The sequence below is a fragment of the Virgibacillus proomii genome (assembly GCF_900162615.1).
GTDB lineage: Bacteria > Bacillota > Bacilli > Bacillales > Amphibacillaceae > Virgibacillus > Virgibacillus proomii.
This window is the reverse complement of sequence record NZ_FUFN01000010.1, coordinates 1,773,536-1,791,219: the sequence shown is the minus strand read 5'-3', so window position 1 is coordinate 1,791,219 and position 17,684 is coordinate 1,773,536. Positions and strand designations below refer to the sequence as shown.

The 17,684-nt window shown below is 37.6% G+C and carries 17 protein-coding genes; 1 reads left to right on the top strand and 16 read right to left on the bottom strand.

Features of this window, described 5'->3' with window-relative positions; translation table 11 throughout:
* Positions 1–21 precede the first annotated feature (21 nt).
* From trmD to smc, 9 genes are all read right to left on the bottom strand, one after another.
* Positions 22–765, bottom strand: a complete 744-nt coding sequence (gene trmD, locus BN1066_RS15735; protein ID WP_077320394.1) for a tRNA (guanosine(37)-N1)-methyltransferase TrmD — start codon at positions 763–765, stop codon at positions 22–24.
* On the bottom strand, positions 765–1,280 hold the full coding sequence (gene rimM / locus BN1066_RS15730; protein ID WP_077320393.1) for a ribosome maturation factor RimM: 516 nt from the start codon (positions 1,278–1,280) through the stop codon (positions 765–767). The genes trmD and rimM overlap by 1 nt, the downstream gene beginning before the upstream one ends.
* A gap of 11 nt (positions 1,281–1,291) precedes the next feature.
* Positions 1,292–1,681 (bottom strand): YlqD family protein, encoded by a 390-nt coding sequence (locus tag BN1066_RS15725; protein WP_077320392.1) that lies wholly within the window; start codon positions 1,679–1,681, stop codon positions 1,292–1,294.
* A 508-nt stretch (positions 1,682–2,189) separates the two neighbouring features.
* On the bottom strand, positions 2,190–2,417 hold the full coding sequence (locus BN1066_RS15720) for a KH domain-containing protein (protein WP_077320391.1): 228 nt from the start codon (positions 2,415–2,417) through the stop codon (positions 2,190–2,192).
* A gap of 9 nt (positions 2,418–2,426) precedes the next feature.
* Positions 2,427–2,705, bottom strand: a complete 279-nt coding sequence (gene rpsP / locus BN1066_RS15715) for a 30S ribosomal protein S16 (protein WP_077320390.1) — start codon at positions 2,703–2,705, stop codon at positions 2,427–2,429.
* 106 nt (positions 2,706–2,811) lie between these two features.
* Complete coding sequence (gene ffh / locus BN1066_RS15710; protein WP_077320389.1) at positions 2,812–4,164, bottom strand: signal recognition particle protein; 1,353 nt, start codon at positions 4,162–4,164, stop codon at positions 2,812–2,814.
* Between the two features lie 13 nt (positions 4,165–4,177).
* The gene (locus BN1066_RS15705; RefSeq protein WP_077320388.1) at positions 4,178–4,501 is read right to left on the bottom strand and encodes a putative DNA-binding protein; all 324 of its coding nucleotides are present in this window, start codon (positions 4,499–4,501) and stop codon (positions 4,178–4,180) included.
* A gap of 328 nt (positions 4,502–4,829) precedes the next feature.
* The gene (gene ftsY, locus BN1066_RS15700; RefSeq protein WP_077320387.1) at positions 4,830–5,825 is read right to left on the bottom strand and encodes a signal recognition particle-docking protein FtsY; all 996 of its coding nucleotides are present in this window, start codon (positions 5,823–5,825) and stop codon (positions 4,830–4,832) included.
* A 12-nt stretch (positions 5,826–5,837) separates the two neighbouring features.
* Positions 5,838–9,404, bottom strand: a complete 3,567-nt coding sequence (gene smc / locus BN1066_RS15695; protein ID WP_077320386.1) for a chromosome segregation protein SMC — start codon at positions 9,402–9,404, stop codon at positions 5,838–5,840.
* 669 nt (positions 9,405–10,073) lie between these two features.
* On the opposite strand from smc, the gene BN1066_RS15690 reads away from it, so the two are divergent.
* Entirely contained in the window at positions 10,074–10,295 is a 222-nt protein-coding gene (locus BN1066_RS15690) for a DUF1128 domain-containing protein (protein WP_077320385.1), read from the top strand.
* A gap of 602 nt (positions 10,296–10,897) precedes the next feature.
* Here BN1066_RS15690 and rnc read toward each other — a convergent pair.
* From rnc to recG, 7 genes are all read right to left on the bottom strand, one after another.
* Complete coding sequence (rnc, locus tag BN1066_RS15685) at positions 10,898–11,593, bottom strand: ribonuclease III (RefSeq protein ID WP_077320384.1); 696 nt, start codon at positions 11,591–11,593, stop codon at positions 10,898–10,900.
* A 67-nt stretch (positions 11,594–11,660) separates the two neighbouring features.
* Positions 11,661–11,897 (bottom strand): acyl carrier protein, encoded by a 237-nt coding sequence (gene acpP / locus BN1066_RS15680; RefSeq protein WP_077320383.1) that lies wholly within the window; start codon positions 11,895–11,897, stop codon positions 11,661–11,663.
* A gap of 42 nt (positions 11,898–11,939) precedes the next feature.
* A complete protein-coding gene (gene fabG / locus BN1066_RS15675; RefSeq protein WP_077320382.1) occupies positions 11,940–12,680 on the bottom strand; it encodes a 3-oxoacyl-[acyl-carrier-protein] reductase in 741 nt (246 codons plus the stop codon).
* Complete coding sequence (fabD, locus tag BN1066_RS15670; RefSeq protein ID WP_077320381.1) at positions 12,680–13,618, bottom strand: ACP S-malonyltransferase; 939 nt, start codon at positions 13,616–13,618, stop codon at positions 12,680–12,682. The genes fabG and fabD overlap by 1 nt, the downstream gene beginning before the upstream one ends.
* On the bottom strand, positions 13,615–14,622 hold the full coding sequence (plsX, locus tag BN1066_RS15665; protein ID WP_077320380.1) for a phosphate acyltransferase PlsX: 1,008 nt from the start codon (positions 14,620–14,622) through the stop codon (positions 13,615–13,617). Before plsX ends, fabD begins: the two co-directional genes overlap by 4 nt.
* Positions 14,623–15,195, bottom strand: coding sequence for a transcription factor FapR (gene fapR / locus BN1066_RS15660; protein WP_077321515.1), 573 nt, complete (start codon positions 15,193–15,195; stop codon positions 14,623–14,625).
* A 244-nt stretch (positions 15,196–15,439) separates the two neighbouring features.
* Complete coding sequence (gene recG / locus BN1066_RS15655) at positions 15,440–17,470, bottom strand: ATP-dependent DNA helicase RecG (RefSeq protein ID WP_077320379.1); 2,031 nt, start codon at positions 17,468–17,470, stop codon at positions 15,440–15,442.
* Between the last annotated feature and the right edge of the window lie 214 nt (positions 17,471–17,684).

Below are 17,684 nucleotides of genomic sequence, written 5' to 3'. Positions count from 1 at the left end.
ATATGCAATAGCATACTTCAACTACTTATTTCCATTAGCAGAATTTTTTATTTCATCTAGAAACACTTGGAGATCTCGTGGTAAATCTATCTTTTCTAGTAGATCATTTCTTCGTTCAAACGTTCGCCTAATTGCCTCTCGTTTTCTCCATGCTTCTATTTTTGGGTGGTCCCCCGAGAGTAATACGTCTGGAACCTTCATGCCTCGAAAATTAGCAGGGCGTGTGTAATGTGGATGCTCAAGTAAACCAGTAGAAAAAGAATCTTGTGGAGCTGAAGCTTTATTACCTAATACATCAGGCAAAAGACGGACAACACTATCAATGACTACCATCGCTCCTAATTCACCGCCCGTTAACACATAATCGCCTATGGATAGTTCATCTGTTGCTAGATGTCTAATTCGTTCATCAAAGCCCTCATAATGACCGCAAATGAAAATTAAATGTTCTTCTTTGGCTAGTTCCTCTGCCTTTTCCTGTTGAAATTGTTCCCCTTGAGGGCACATTAAAATTATTCTTGGCTTCGTATTACGTTTCGTTTTGATGGCATCTACGGCATCAAAAATAGGCTGTGGCGTCAATACCATTCCGGCACCACCACCATATGGGTAATCATCCACCTTTTGATGCTTATTTTCAGAGTAATCACGAAAATTAATTAAATTATAACTAAATTTATTCTTATCCTGCGCTTTTTTTAAAATCGATGCGTTCATCACGCCATAAAACATTTCAGGGAAGAGCGTTAAAACATCCATATGCATTAGTCCAACAGTCCTTCCATTGGCCTAATGGTCACTTTCTTTTTAGCTACATCTACTTGGAGCACTACTTCTTTAATATAAGGAATAAGTACATCTTTCCCTTGTTTTCTTTTTGCAACCCAGACATCATTTGCTCCCGGTGATAAAATTTCTTTGATTGTTCCTATTTCTTCGCCAGCTTCAGTGACCACCAAACACCCGATAATTTCATGATAATAATATTCATTCTCTTCCAATTCCGTAAGTTGTGATTCACTGATCTTTAACTCACAACCTTTAAACGGTAAAATATCATTTATATTATGAAAGCCTTCAAACTGAAGTAAATCGAAGCCTTTATGTACACGATGATTCGCAATGGTAACTTGAAAAGGGTATTGATTGGCCTTTATTACAAATAATGTATTCCCAATTTGAAAGCGATCTTCGAAGTCAGTAATCCGTAATACTTTTACTTCTCCTTTTATTCCATGGGTATTAATTATTTTTCCAACTGTAAATAACCGTTCTTGCATGATTTCACCTGCTATTCTTCAATTCGTATTACCACATTATCCTTTACAACAATAGCGCTTTTTCCCATTATTTCATCCCAATGCGATCCCTCAGAGACCTCAACAAGAGCTTCAACTTCCTTTTCAACAATCTCACTACCAATCTCCAGCATGTCCAGTTGATCCATTTTAAATTCGGCTAGTTTTATCTTTTCTTTACGATTATTAATTTCTTGTTGAAAACGCTGGTCGATTTCTTGTTTAGAGAACCCTGATTTATTCTTTAATTTTCGTTGTTCAAACAGCAGCTGTTGACACTCTTGTTCAAGTCGCATTTTATGATGAAGAAAATTCGCTTTTATTTCTTCTTTGCTCTGTTCTGTAATTACTTGCTTAACTTGGACCTTTTTAATTATTTGCACGTTGTACCCCTCACTCTCAACAAAACATCTAAGCAAAACATCGTTATGTTTTAGAAAAACTTGGCTTGTCGTCAAGCTTTTATGGCGAATGCTATCGTTTTTCTTATACGATAAAGTGAAACTTCATTCAGTAGGAGTTTTCTTCCCTCTCCTACTGAAGGTTAGTACCTTAATGGTATGACCTAAAGGCCCTTGAACCAATCGGGCATTTAGGTGCCGTTTTCTCCCACTTTGACTCTTTTGTATCAATTCAGGACTTGAAGTGGGAAACTTACGGCACCTTACATGCGGGATAAAGTGAAACTTCATTCCGTGAAATGCTTTTTACACGGAATGTTAGTTGAACCAATCGGGCATTTAGGTGCCGTTTTCTCCCACTTTGACTCTTTTGTATCAATTCAGGACTTGAAGTGGGAAACTTACGGCACCTTACATGCGGGATAAAGTCTAAAGTTTTATACTTTCCTATAGTGTTAAAAAGGGAAAGGTTTATTTTCTCCCTTTCCCTTTACATAATATCTAGAAAAACACGCTTATTGCTATCTGTTTTCGCTGCATAGACAACTGTTCGAATCGCTTTTGCAATTCGTCCATTTCTACCGATCACCTTACCAACATCATCTGGATGAACGGACAAGTGATAAACAATCTTGGTATCCTCTTCAGCTTCCGTAACTTTAATTTCTTCCGGATGATCTACAAGTGACGTAACAATTGTTTCAATAAGGGTCCTCATGATATCACACTACTTTGCAATTTCATTTTTTTGTTCGTGAAACTTTTTCATGATGCCTTCTTTTGAGAATAGATTTCGAACTGTATCACTAGGCTTTGCACCTTTTTGCATCCAGTCAAGTGCTTTCTCTTCATCTATTTTAACTTCTACTGGATTGACTACAGGATTGTATGTTCCAATTTGCTCGATCGAACGTCCATCACGTGGGGCACGTGAATCAGCCACAACGATGCGGTAAAATGGATTTCTTTTCGATCCCATACGCTTTAAACGAATTTTAACTGCCATATTATTGCACCTCCATATTTAAAACTTAACACATTTTTAGATTGTAGCAGAAAACAGAAAGTCTGTAAAGTGTTTTTCCATTACAGACGAAAAGAATATTTGTCATTTACATAAATGGCAGTCTCATTCCCTTTCCCTTTTTGCCTTTTTTTCCTTTTTGTATATTGGTCATTTGCTTCATCATTTTCTTCATTTCATCAAACTGTTTAAGTAGCCGATTTACTTCGGATACGGATGTTCCTGATCCTAAAGCGATCCGTTTTTTTCTGCTTGCATTCATAATACTTGGGTCTTGACGTTCTTTTTTGGTCATTGACTTAATGATTGCTTCTACATGTAAAAGCTTTTTCTCATCAAATTGGGCATTTTTTAATCCTTTCATTTTATTCGCACCAGGTATCATTGTCAGTAAATCATCCAATGGCCCCATTTTTTTAACTTGCCCCATTTGCTCAAGAAAATCATCCAGAGTAAACGTCATGGTACGCATTTTTTCTTCTAATGCCTTTGCTTGTTTTTCATCTACAGTTGTTTGTGCTTTTTCAATTAAAGATAGCACATCACCCATTCCGAGAATTCTCGATGCCATACGATCCGGATGGAACGGCTCTAATTCATCTAGCTTTTCTCCCATTCCAGCGAACTTTATTGGCTTATCGGTAACAGCTTTGATGGAAAGAGCCGCTCCACCACGTGTATCCCCGTCCAGCTTTGTTAAAACAACCCCGGTAATATCCAGTTGTTCATTAAAGCTCTCTGCTACATTCACCGCATCTTGACCTGTCATAGAATCAACTACTAAGAATATTTCATGCGGTTGAGCTTCCGTTTTGATTTGTTGCAATTCTTGCATTAATTCATTATCTACGTGTAACCGTCCTGCTGTATCAATGATTACATAGTCGAGATGTTCTTCTTTCGCCTTATCAATTGCTCGTTTTGCAATCTCCACCGGATTTGCTTCTGTTCCCATGGAAAATACAGGCATATCAAGCTGCTTTCCTAAAGTTTCCAGCTGCTGGATAGCTGCTGGACGATACACATCACAAGCTACAAGTAGTGGTTTACGGTTATACTTTTTTCGCAATAAGTTAGCTAACTTTCCTGAGGTAGTTGTCTTTCCTGCACCTTGTAAACCTACCATCATAATGATAGTAGGGCTTTTATCAGCTACTGCAATTTTGCTTTGTTCCCCACCCATTAAAGAAGTTAGCTCATCTTTGACGACTTTAATAACCTGTTGTCCTGGAGTTAGACTTTCCATAACTTCCTGACCAACAGCACGTTCCTTGATTCTTTGAATAAGATCTTTTACAACTTTATAGTTAACATCAGCTTCCAATAAGGCAAGACGAACTTCTCTTGTCATCTCTTTTACATCTTGTTCTGAGACCTTACCTTTACCTGTAATTTTTTTAAGTGTACTTTGCAGGCGGTCGGCTAATCCTTCAAATGCCATAGAAGGTGTCCCCCTAATCCAAGTCTTTTATTTTTTTTACAAGCTGCTGCACATCTTCCTGTGCATCTGCAAGCTTTTCTTCCAATTGCATCAACAGCTCAAAGCGTTGCTGGAATTTACTATATAAGCCTAGCTTTTGTTCATAGGTTTCCAGCATTTGTTCTGTTCGCTTTATATTATCATAAACAGCCTGTCTCGATACATCAAATATTTCGGAGATCTCACCAAGAGAATAGTCCTCTAAATAATACATCTCCATATAACTTCGCTGTTTTGGTGTAAGTAATGCTTGATAGAAATCAAATAAATAGTTCATTCTCGTCGTTTTTTCCAGCATCAGGCTACAACCTCTTATCTGAATAATTTGCTATTTATCCCGCATGTAAGGTACCGTAAGACTCTCACTTCAAGACAAGAGTTGCTACAAAAGGGTCTAAGTGAGAGAAAACGACACCTAAATGCCCGATTCGTTTAGCTAACATTCAAGGAGAAAAGCACTCCTTGAATGAAGCTTCTCTTTATTGGCTGGCGTCAAACTTTGGCGCTAGCTAGCTGTATTTATCTAATACGAAACACGTTGATCAGCGTTTACACTTAATTTTAAACTTTTTAATGTGTAATGTAAGAATAACGAATATTTTATTTATGTGTCAAGCAAAATTCCTTTATTCCTTTTCTAATAAATCAGCAAACAATCCGTACACAAATGCATGAGCGTCAAATGCTTGTAAGTCCTCCACTTTTTCCCCTAAACCAACAAATTTAACCGGAATGTTCAACTCGTTTCGGATAGCTAGAACAATTCCTCCTTTAGCTGTTCCATCTAATTTAGTTAAAATAATTCCTGTGACATTGGTCGCCTCGGAAAAGACTTTTGCTTGATTCAGCGCATTCTGACCAGTTGTTGCATCTAAAACAAGCAATACTTCATGCGGAGCATTAGGAACTTCCCGTTCAATGACACGCTTTACCTTTTTTAGTTCATTCATTAAATTAACCTTATTTTGCAATCTTCCCGCAGTGTCACAAATTAATACATCTACATTCTTGGATTTGGCCGATTTAATTCCATCGAAAATAACAGCAGCTGGATCGCTCCCTGAGGTCTGTTTTACAACATCTACCCCGGTACGTTCTCCCCAGACTTCTAATTGTTCAATAGCACCAGCGCGAAATGTGTCTCCTGCAGCGAGCATTACTTTTTTTCCTTCTTGCTTTAAATTATGAGCAAGTTTACCAATGGAAGTTGTTTTACCAACACCGTTTACGCCTACTACTAAGATAACGGAGAGCTGGTCATTTTCAAGGTGTAATTTTTCCATTTCCTGATCGTCATCACCATAATAAATTTCTACCAGCTTTTCCGAAATAATATTTTTCATCTCGGACGGTTGTTTAATGTTTTGTCGTTTCACCTCCATTTTTAATTCATCAATTAAATCCATCACTGTAGTTACGCCTGTATCAGCTGAAATTAATATTTCTTCGAGATCTTCGAAAAAATCCTCATCCACCCTGCGATATCTTGCAAGCAAATCATTGATTTTTCCTGAGAAGGTTTGCCGTGTTTTTTTCATCCCATCTTTATATTTTTCCGAAACCTCTTCTGCGTTTTCTTGGTTTCTTTGAAATTTTGCCTTTAATTTATCCATAAATCCCATCATCATCGCCTCCTATTGCTGAACTAAATCTTTCGTATCTTCCAAGCGTACAGAAACAAGTCGTGAAACACCTGATTCCTGCATGGTAACTCCATACAATACATCTGCTTCTTCCATTGTACCTTTTCGGTGGGTAATTACAATAAACTGTGTGTTTTTACTAAAAAGCTTTATATATTTTGCAAAACGGGATACATTCGCTTCGTCTAGTGCTGCTTCCACTTCGTCTAGCACACAAAACGGAACAGGGCGAACTCGCAGAATAGCAAATAACAAAGCTATAGCAGTTAATGCTCGTTCTCCACCTGAAAGAAGCCCTAAATGCTGCAACTTTTTTCCAGGAGGTTGAGCAACAATTTCGACTCCTGTATTCAATAGGTTTTTCGGATCCGTTAATTTCAATTCTGCATGTCCTCCACCAAACAACTGCTGAAACACATCAGTAAATGCAACCTTTATTTGTGAAAAGGTGTCGCTAAATTGGCGCTTCATTTCCTCATCCATTTCACCAATGACTGTATAGAGAGTCTGTTTTGCTTCGACTAAATCTGCTTGCTGTTCTTTTAGAAAGGAATAGCGCTCATTAACGCGCTCATATTCATCAATGGCACCAAGGTTAACCGTACCTAGTTGCTCGATTTGTCGTTTCAACTGTTTAACGGTTGCTTGTGCTTTCTGTTTATCCTGTGCTTTCTCAAACGTGTTTTGTGCTTTTTCAAACGTAATCGTATATTCTTCTTGTAAGTGATTTAATAAATTTTCTAGCTCGACATCAATCCGATTTGCTTGTACCTCTTTTTGTTGAATCGCTAGTTTAAGCATTTCGTGCTCTTGGCTAACTTGTTTCATTTCCTGTTCTTTTTCCTGTAACTGCTTAGTGCGAACCGTACGTTTCGTACGAAGTTGCTCTAGTTTGGCAATAATTTGTTGTTTTGCTTCCGTCTGTTCTTGAATGGAACGATCAATGTCATCCTCCGTTTCATTGGAATCTTGAAATTCAACAAGGTTTTTCCATTCTTTTGCATATGCATCATATTCATGTTGTAACTCGGATAATTGTTCTTGGACCTGCTTTGTTCTTTCTCGCTGATACTTAACACGCTCATCTTGTTCTGCTAGAAGAACCTGGTGTCGATGCAACTCTTCTTGCAGTTTTTGTTTGTTCTCTTTTAGTTCAGTCTGTTGTTCTGTTAAACGGGTGATCTCCTGTTCAATCTGCTTCGCCTGTTTAGCTAGCAGGTCTAATTCGTCAGTAAGTTCAGCTTGTCGGTTTACTAGTTGCTGTTTGTCTTCGTTAAATTGTTGCTTATCTTGATCATATATTTTTAATTGATCATTTAATGCTCGCAGTTTCATTTCCAGCTCACGATGATTCGTTTCTATGCTTTGCATGTTTCGTTGTTCAACTTCTAAAGCCTGTTCCTCTACTGCTAATTGGTTTTCCAATTCCTCAATCTTATCTTTTTGTTTACGAACATTATGCTCAAAGTCCAATATTTGGGTTTCGAACGTCTTAAGCTTTGCTGTCATTTCTTCCAGCTCTTTCTCCCGTGTAAACAACGACTGATTCACTTTCTTTTTAGCTCCACCAGACATAGATCCACCTGGATTTACAACGTCACCATCCAATGTGACAATTCGATAACGCCTTGCTGATAGCCTTGCCAACTCATTTGCATCTTTTAACGTTTTAGCGATCACAACGTGCCCCATTAAATGATTGATGGCTCGACGATAATGGGGATCTGTATGAATTAATTCCGCAGCAATCCCAACAAATCCAGCATGATCCTTTAGCTTTTCTTTCACATTCTCAGGAACAAAACGTTCCTGAATGGAAGCAAGTGGTAAAAACGTAGCGCGACCGCTGTTGGTTTTTTTCAGCCAAGCAATAGATTCTCTAGCTGATTGGTCATCTTTTACAACAATATATTGCGCTTGTCCGCCAAGTACTGTTTCCATCGCTGTAATATAAGGATTTGGCACATCCATCAGTTCAATAACTGCACCATAAATATTAGTGATCTTCTGCTCTTTTTTAGCCTTTAAAACCGCCTTAACTCCTTGAAAAAAGCCTTGGAAATCCTCTTTCATTTCTTCTAGCATTTCTTTTTTTGACTTAATTTTTTCAATGTATTGATAGCCTTGATACAATTTCTTTTGTGCACGTTGAAATTCCAAACGATGACGCTCTAATGCTTGTTTGATCGATTTTATCGTTTGCTCTTTCGTTTTACACAACGACTTTTTCTCTTGTAAGCGTGGTACTAATTCATTTACTTGTTCTTGTAAAGCTTTTCTTTCAGTTATTAGACCAGCAAACTTTTCTGATTGAACTTCTGATTTTGTATCTAATTGCTGTAAGCGTTCTTCGATTGTTTGTTTCTCGTTACGCTTAGCTGCCTGCTGATTCAAATACTCAATATAATCTGATTTTCGATCTTCAATCGTTTCCTCAAGGTTTTCTTCACCCACGTTTAATTTCGTTTCTAATTGCTTTACTGTTTCAGCCGTTGCTTTTTTGATAGATTGTAATTCAGTTAATTGTTTTTTTTCTTGAATTAATACTTCATGCAAATTACCAATTCGAACAGACGTATTGTCTTTTTGTATTTCTAATTTTGCCTTATTCTCTGCAAAATGCTTAGACCTTTCCAGAAACAGCTGTTTTTTACCTTCATATTTTTCCAGGTTTTTTGTTACTTCCAGTAATTCTGTTTGCAGTTGTTCTAAATCTTTGTCCATCTGTTCGATTAAATCGCGTTCAGAAATTTGGTCTCTTTCCTTTTGCTCCATCGACGCCTTTATTTCCAGTTCCTTTTGTTTTAACTGGTTTAACTCTTGTAACAAGTCTTGCCATTTGTCATGAAGTTGTTCGATTTCGGCAAGCAAATAAGCAATCTCTGTTTCTCTTAATTGATCTTTTAATAAGCGATAATTTCTAGCTGTTTCTGCTTGTTCTTTTAAAGGTTGCAGCTGGCTTTCAATCTCATGAATAATATCTTCAACTCGGTATAAATTTTCCTGTGTTTCAGCTAATTTATATTCTGCCTTTTTCTTTCGCTGTTTATATTTTAAAACGCCGGCAGCTTCCTCAAAGATCGTTCTTCTTTCTTCAGCTTTTGAGCTGAGTATTTCTTCTACTTTTCCTTGACTGATAATCGAAAATGCTTCACGACCAAGTCCAGAGTCCATAAATAAGTTAATAATATCTTTAAGACGACAAGATTGATTATTAATATAATATTCACTAGCTCCTGACCGGTACACACGTCTTGTCACACTAACCTCTTCATAATCTAACGGAAGAAGCTGATCATGATTATCAAGTACTAGGGTTACTTCTGCCATATTTAATGGCTTGCGTGTATCACTTCCTTGAAATATAATATCCTCCATTTTCGAACCGCGAAGCGACTTGGCAGATTGTTCGCCGAGAACCCAACGGATGGCGTCAGTAATATTACTTTTCCCGCTCCCGTTTGGTCCAACCACTGCGGTAACTCCTGGAACAAAATCAACATTTATTCGCTTGGCAAAAGATTTAAAGCCAACACTTTCTAGCCTTTTTAAATACATCCTACATTTCTCCTATTTATTATCGTATTAAAAAAGGTAGTGTAGAGGTGTATCCATCTATATTTCTACTTTAACCATCCTAATTTAAAACGAAAATCTATTCCATTCTTGTACCAATACATTAAAAACTTTTACTACACTAGCTACAAACAATCTTCAAGTTAGTGTTCAAAGACTGGGATGTTCGAAGCAATGTTAAACAGTAGAAGGTGAGCATTTAAATTAGGTTCACTAAAAACCAACTTAAAAAACAGCTTAGCCATAGCGGTAATAGGCTACTGCCCCGTTGAACTTATTCTTCAATCAATAAAAATTCCACCCACATCATCTAAACTTCCACACGAACATTTTTATTCGAACGGACAAAGAGTTTTAGTGTGTCATTTTCAAGGAAATTTTGAACAGCCTCTAAAGGTGATGTAGCTAGCGTTAAGCTTTTGGCACAAGCAAAATCAACTTGTACATTCAAAATTTTATGTTTTAACATTCGAAGTACTAGTTATCAACAATCAGCTGTATGTAAGGAACATAATAAGGGGTTGCAGTTACAATCCTCCATTGTTATAATCATTCCAACTGAAAAACCGGTTTTTTACCGCATTTATTTTATCATAAATGCTTTCACAAAAGAAGGTTAGACGTGATATATAGCTAAAGGAGTGGTTAACAATGAATTTAGAACAGTCTTCGGAGGAAAATTTTAAAATACTATTAGATGAAATTGCTGAACATTTATCCATTGTCAATCGAACAATTATGGATCCAGATGATTATGATCTTAAACAATATGATAAGTTAAAAGCCATGTATGATATGATCAAGCGACAAGGAAATTTAAGTGTACAAGAAACACAAGCTTTTCTAGAGGAACTTCGGACGATTCGCAAATAAAGTGAAACTTCATTTCATGGAATGCTTTTTACACGGAATGTTAGTACCTTAATGGTATGACCTAAAGGCCCTTGAACGAATCGGACATTTAGGTACCGTTTTCTACCACTTAGAGCCCTTTGTACCAACTCAGGCTCTTGAAGTGGGAGTCTTACGGCACCTTACATGCGGAATAAAGAGAACTGTTCCTTCTTGGAAGTTTCCCTTCAGCTAACGGAGGAACGAGTTTATGGTCTATTTATTTTATGACAGATAGCTTTTACACATATAAGTGCTCGATTCCGAACAGTGAGTGGAACAAAAGCTAGAAGCAACCGGTTAGAAACGTACAAACGACAGAACTTCTGACGACATATAGTGAAACTTCATTCAAGAAGTGCTTTTTCTTGAAACAATAGATCGAAGCTAAGTTCGCATGCGTCCATGAAAAAATCGCAATGTATCGCTGTCGAAATTTTTTCTTGTCTATGAAAAACCGCAATGTATCGCTGGCAGCTTCCCTTGTTCTTGAAAAATCGCGATGCCTATTCAAGTAGCTTTCCTTGTCCTGTCAACCAAACGAATCGTGTAATACAAAAGGCTGTACTTTTTATACAGCCTGTTCACTTATTATGCGTTAGTTTATATTTATCGATGGCGGCTTTGGCAGCGCGTTGCTCGGCTTCTTTCTTTGTTCTCCCAGCCCCTGATCCATACACTGTTCCTTCAATTAATGCATTAGCCATAAATTCCTTATCATGAGAAGGACCACGCTCTTCTACAATTTTATACTCAACCGACTGGTGTTTTACTTGTTGAATTAACTCCTGTAATTGACTTTTATAATCCATCGCATGCGAAAAAGCACCATTTGTAATTTTCGGAAATACATGACGTTCCAGAAATTGAATCGTTCTCTCAAAACCTTGGTCTAAATATAAGGCTCCTAAAAAAGCTTCAAAAACATCGGCTAACAATGTATCTCGATCACGACCGCCTGTCTGCTCTTCGCCTTTTCCTAGTAAAAGATAATTGCCAAATTTTAAACTCCGTGCAAAACCGGCTAACGATGGTTCACATACGATTGCTGCACGTAATTTGGTCATTTCTCCTTCTGGCATTTGTGCATTTGTTCGAAATAAATATTGGGAAACTCCTAATTCTAGTACAGCATCCCCTAAAAATTCCAATCTCTCATTATCCGAAATTACTTTTTCACGATGCTCATTCACATAAGATGAATGGGTGAATGCTTGTATAATTAACGAGCGGTTGTGGAAGCGAAGATTCAACTGTTTTTCTAATTGTTCAACATTCATCAATGGCACCTCTATTTCAAAATATACAGAAAGCCTCGTTGACACGAGACTTTCCTTTTGCTTACTGTTAACCCTGTATTTTTTCTATGTAGTTAACAGCATCACCCACTGTATTTATTTTTTCTGCTTCTTCATCAGCAATTTCCATATCAAATTCATCTTCAAGCTCCATCACAAGCTCTACTACATCTAATGAATCCGCTTCTAGATCCTCTTTAAAAGAAGCTTCCATCGTTACCTTAGATTCATCCACATCCAGACGATCTACAATAATTGATTTCACACGCTCAAATACATCTGCCACGACTCGTCACCTCCTTTCAAGTAGTATTATCCAATTTTTCGCTTACATAACCATACCACCATCAATATGGATCGTTTGACCAGTAATATAACTTGCATCATCACTTGCTAGAAAACGAACGACCTTTGCTACATCTTCTGGCTCTCCTAATTTTTGTAGCGGAATCATTGCTAACATTTCTTCCTGCTGTTCTTGTGATAATGCTTCTGTCATATCTGTTGAAATAAACCCTGGTGCAACAGCATTAACAAGAATGTTTCTTGATGCCAGTTCCTTTGCAGTTGTTTTTGTTAAACCAATTACTCCCGCTTTTGCAGCCACATAATTTGCTTGACCGGGATTTCCGCTTATCCCAACGATCGAAGCAACATTAATAATTTTCCCTGCTCGCTGCTTCATCATCTGTCTTGTCACGGCCTTTGTGCAAAGGAAAACGCCCTTTAAATTTGTATTTATTACTTCATCAAACTCTGTTTCCTTCATACGCATTAATAAATTATCTCTAGTAATACCTGCATTGTTTACGAGAATATCTAATGATCCAAATTCTGATATAACTTCCTTCACCATCATCTTTACTGCTGCTTCATCAGCTACATCGGTTTTTATTTTTATGGCTTTACATCCCAGTTTTTCAACCTCCTGGACAACAGCCTCTGCTTTTTTTTCATTTCCAGCATAATTTACCGCTACATTCGAACCTTGTTTGGCAAGCTCCAGTGCAATAGCACGACCGATACCACGAGATGCTCCAGTAACTAATGCATTTTTTCCTTCTAGCATCATGCTTCCTCCCTGTACCATGAAATAAATTCATTTAATGACTCAACATTCTGAACGGAAAATGTTTTTATTTTGCGATCGATCTTTTTAACAAGTCCGCATAATACCTTGCCATTTCCTACTTCGACAAATGCATCCACATTTTGCCCTATCATATTTCGAACCGCCTGTTCAAAACGAACAGGCGAATATAATTGTTTAATTAATAAATCCTTAATCTGATGATGCTCTCTCACTGGCTCAGCAGAAACATTCGCATAAACTGGTATGGAAGCATCATGAAGTGTCACTTGATTTAAATACTCAGCAAAAGCTTCATTTGCCGTTTTCATTAAGCGTGAATGAAATGGACCACTTACATTTAACGGTAAAACTCGTTTAGCGCCTTTAGCTTTTAACATCTCTGTTGCTTGTTCAATTCCTTTTACAGAACCGGAAATCACAATTTGCCCTGGACAGTTAAGATTCGCAATGTCGACAATTTCGTCTGTTACTTGCTCCAATGCTAATTGAATGGTCTCTTCATCTAATCCGAGGACAGCCGCCATCGTTCCTTGACCTTTGGGAAAAGCCTTCTCCATTAATCTGCCTCGTGCAGCTACTAATGGAAGAGCTTCATCAAAAGAAAGAACGCCCGAGGCAACAAGAGCACTATATTCTCCTAAACTATGACCAACCGCCATGATTGGCTGTACATTTGCTTTTATCAGCAATGTATGTAAAGCCGTGCTCATTAATAGTAGAGCAGGTTGAGCATGCTCTGTTTGCGTTAAACGCTCTTTCGGTCCTGCAAACATAATCGAAGTTAAATCTGTTTTTAACAATGAATCGGCCTCTTGAAATAACTCTTTTACAACTGGATAGGCATCGTATATTTCTTTTCCCATCCCAACAGACTGTGATCCTTGCCCAGGAAACATAAAGGCTACTCTTTTCATGTAGTTTCCCCTTTCTTTATATCTAGTGACGCTATCGTTGATTGTATTGTTTCTGTAATTTGATATTCAACCATGTGCCGAGCTTGCTTTACTGCATTGTATATTGCTCGTTCATCCGACGAACCATGAGCTTTAATCACCGGTGCTCGTAAACCAAATAAACCTGCTCCACCGTATTCAGAGTAGTCGAGCTTGGTTTTTAGTGCTACTAAATCTTTCTTTAATAAACCAGCTGCGAGTTTACTTTTTACAGACACCATAAATGTTTCCTTTAGCATCGAAAATATCGCACCTGCTGATCCCTCAATCGTCTTTAGAGCAACATTTCCAGTAAAACCGTCTGTTACAACAACATCTGCTTGTCGTTTTAACATGTCTCGCGCTTCAACATTACCGACAAAATGAATCGGTGCTTCTTGCAATAGTTTAAATGTTTTTTTAGTAAGGTCATTTCCTTTTCCATCTTCTGTTCCAACATTTAAAAGACCGACCCTTGGACGTGAAATCGAACGAACCTTTTCCATATAGATAGAGCCCATTAGTGCATATTGTAGTAAATGTTGAGGTCGTGCATCGACATTTGCTCCTACATCTAAAAACAAAAATCCTTGGCCGTCTAGTGTCGGTAACGTCGGGCTTAATGCGGGACGGTCAATTCCGGTAATCCGTCCAACGATAAATAATCCAGCACTCATTAATGCCCCTGTGTTTCCAGCTGATATACAAGCATCAGCCTTGCCTTCTTTAACCTCCTTAGCCATTAAAACCATAGAGGAATCTTTTTTTCGTCGTACTGCACGTACTGGCTCATCATCACTTGTAATAATTTCATTAGTATGTAAAATATCGATTCGCTTATCGTCTGTCAAATATTTTTTTATTTCTTGTTCCCGTCCAACCAATGTAATATGTAAATCTTTTATTTCCGAGACAGCCTTCATCGCACCAAGGACAGTTGCTTTTGGCGCATGATCTCCTCCCATCGCATCTATCGCTATTCTCATTTAATTTACTCCTTTATGCTGATTCGATTGATACATATGAAAGACTCCAGTAAATACCAATTCATTCTCGACATAGCTGTTAACATGGACCATTGTTAATCCTTTTTCTTTTCCTTTAACTATTGCTTTAGCTATTACTCGCTCGCCTTCTTTTACTTGTCTTGTAAATTTCAATTCCGATTTTGCAGTGAGTGCTAACTCATCATTTAACACTGCCACTGCTAATGAATTAGCCTGAGCAAACAAATGATGACCTCGAGCAATCTTATTACGAGAAAACACATGCTCATGACGAATATCCAAAATGGAAATAGCTCGCTTGTCTAATTCCAGATCAATTACTTCACCAATTACTTCTTCAAGCGGCAACGATTTAACCATTTCATTCCATTGGTCTGTTGCAACCGATTTAATCCGCTGGCGTAATTCTGGAATAGACAGCTCCATCCGATCTAATCGAATCGTTTGAATGCTTACATCAAATTGCTTTGCCAACTCTTCATCCGTAATAAATGGTGTTTTTTCAATTGTTTCTTTTAATAAGCGCTGACGTTCAGCTTTTGGTCGTTTCATGCTTGCACCATCCAACATATATTTATCCCTTTTATCTGCGTACATTTAACATGCCACCCCAATCAAAAAATTTCATATTGGAGTATGGGGTAAATAGTGGCCCTAAATGCACGAGTGTTTAACAAACATTTCGGGGGGGTTGATGCTCCCTTCACAAAATGATGTTTCACTACAAGAGCTTCCGTTTTTATGACTTGATCCTAATAGTAATATATAATACCTGAATCAATTATGCAAACATTTATTAATCTAATTTTTCATTTGCTTGAATACTATTTTCCACATGCTTTAAAAGCGGCTGAAATTCAGGGGTTTTTAATAATCGATTATCGATTATTTCTTGTGCATCTTTACTCGCTGTTTCCAGTGCACGATAATCATGCACCATGTCCGCTACTTTAAACTCGGGTAAACCACTTTGCTTTTTTCCAAAGAAATCGCCTGGACCACGTAACTGAAGATCTTGCTCGGATAATACAAAGCCATCCGTTGTTTCCGACATAATTCGCATCCTCTCTTTTCCTACTTCTCCTTTTGGATCGGCTATTAAAATGCAATAGCTCTGCTTGTCGCCTCTACCAACTCTTCCCCGTAATTGATGCAGTTGAGATAAACCAAAGCGCTCTGCATCATAAATAACCATAATCGTTGCATTTGGCACATTCACTCCCACTTCTATTACGGTAGTAGAAACAAGCAACTGAAGCTCATTGTTGGCAAATTTCTTCATAACCATATCCTTTTCTTCCGCAGGTAACCGTCCATGCATGAGGCCAATATGAATCGATTCCGGAAAATAAGCTTCTAACTGATGATACACATCGACCGCATTTTGAATATCTAACTTATCAGATTCCTCAATAAGTGGACAAATAACATAGGCCTGTTCTCCTTGCCTAATATGTTTTTCGATAAATTGTAACACCCGATCAAGAAGTGTCTCCTTCACCCAATATGTTTCAACTTCTTTTCGTCCAGAAGGCAGCTCATCAATGATAGATACATCCATATCGCCAAATGCTGTAATCGCTAGTGTACGCGGGATCGGTGTTGCCGTCATAAAGAGAACATCTGGATGCAAGCCTTTTTCTCGTAATACACGCCGTTGTTCGACTCCAAAGCGATGCTGTTCATCTACAATAACAAAACCAAGGTTATTAAAGGTAACATCCTCTTGAATTAAAGCGTGTGTGCCGACAACAATATCTATTTCGTGGTTGCGGATTTGCGTTATTCGCTCTTTGCGTTTTTTTCCTTTTATCGAACCGGTAAGTAAAGTAACCCTTGCCCGATCCCCAAATAATTCTTTTAAAGAATGATAATGTTGTTCAGCTAATATTTCGGTAGGAACCATTAAAGCGCCTTGCCTACCAGCTGTAACCGAAGCATACAAACATATCGCTGCGACTGCCGTTTTTCCTGAACCTACATCGCCTTGTAATAGTCGATTCATACGATAAGGAGATTTTAGGTCATTCATGATTTGCTTTAATACTTTATTCTGAGCATTCGTTAATGTAAAGGGAAAAGACGCTATAAATTCCTTTACCTTTTTTTTATCAAAATGTTGAGCATTACCTTCTATTGCTTCGCGCTTCCATTTTCGTAATAATTGCATCTTCAATTGAAAAATTAAAAACTCCTCATAAATAAACCGCCTGCGCGCATGCTTTAAAGCTATACGATTCTTTGGCATATGAATCATTTGATAGGCCGCTTTTCTATCAGGCAGTTTATAAGCTGTTAAATAAAATGGAGGTAAAATTTCGTCAATCGATGAAGCATAGCTCGCTAATGCTTGTTGAATCACTTTTTTTAACTTTCTTGTCGTCAGCTCACCCTTTACCGGGTAGACTGCTTGCATTTGATCTTGTTGTTTCGCTTTTCCTTTTTTGTAGGTAATAACTGTAATTTGCAACCGATGAGCATCCCATTTTCCTGTTAAAGTGACGATGTCGCCTTTTTGAATATGCTTTTTAGCAAAGGCCCGATTAAACATAACAGCTTTAACAGCGACTTGCTCGACTTCCAGCATAAACGTTAGTCTTGATTTACTTTTTCCATAAAAAGTAAGAGAAGGATCGTAAATTACCCTTCCCTCAATGGTTACCTTATCATCATGAACTAATTCACGAAGAGGTCTAATTTCAAAAACATCATATCGATAGGGAAAATGATTGATTAAATCTTCTACCGAATGGATTCCCATGCGAGCGAGATCCTCTGCCATCTTTTCGCCGACACCTTTCACATGAGTTACAGAATCACTTAGCATGTAAAATCCCTCTTTCCTAACTTATAGTTCCAAAAAATTTATCCACCAAGTAGAAATGAATATAATTTCCTAAATGTTTTAAAATTCCACTCACACCGAAAATATCTTTTATTTAACATACAACGAAAATCTGGCATTTGTGGTAAACTTATTAACCAATCTCTTATAACAACTGCTTTCATTTAAAAGAAGATTCCATAATATGCTTACTTCT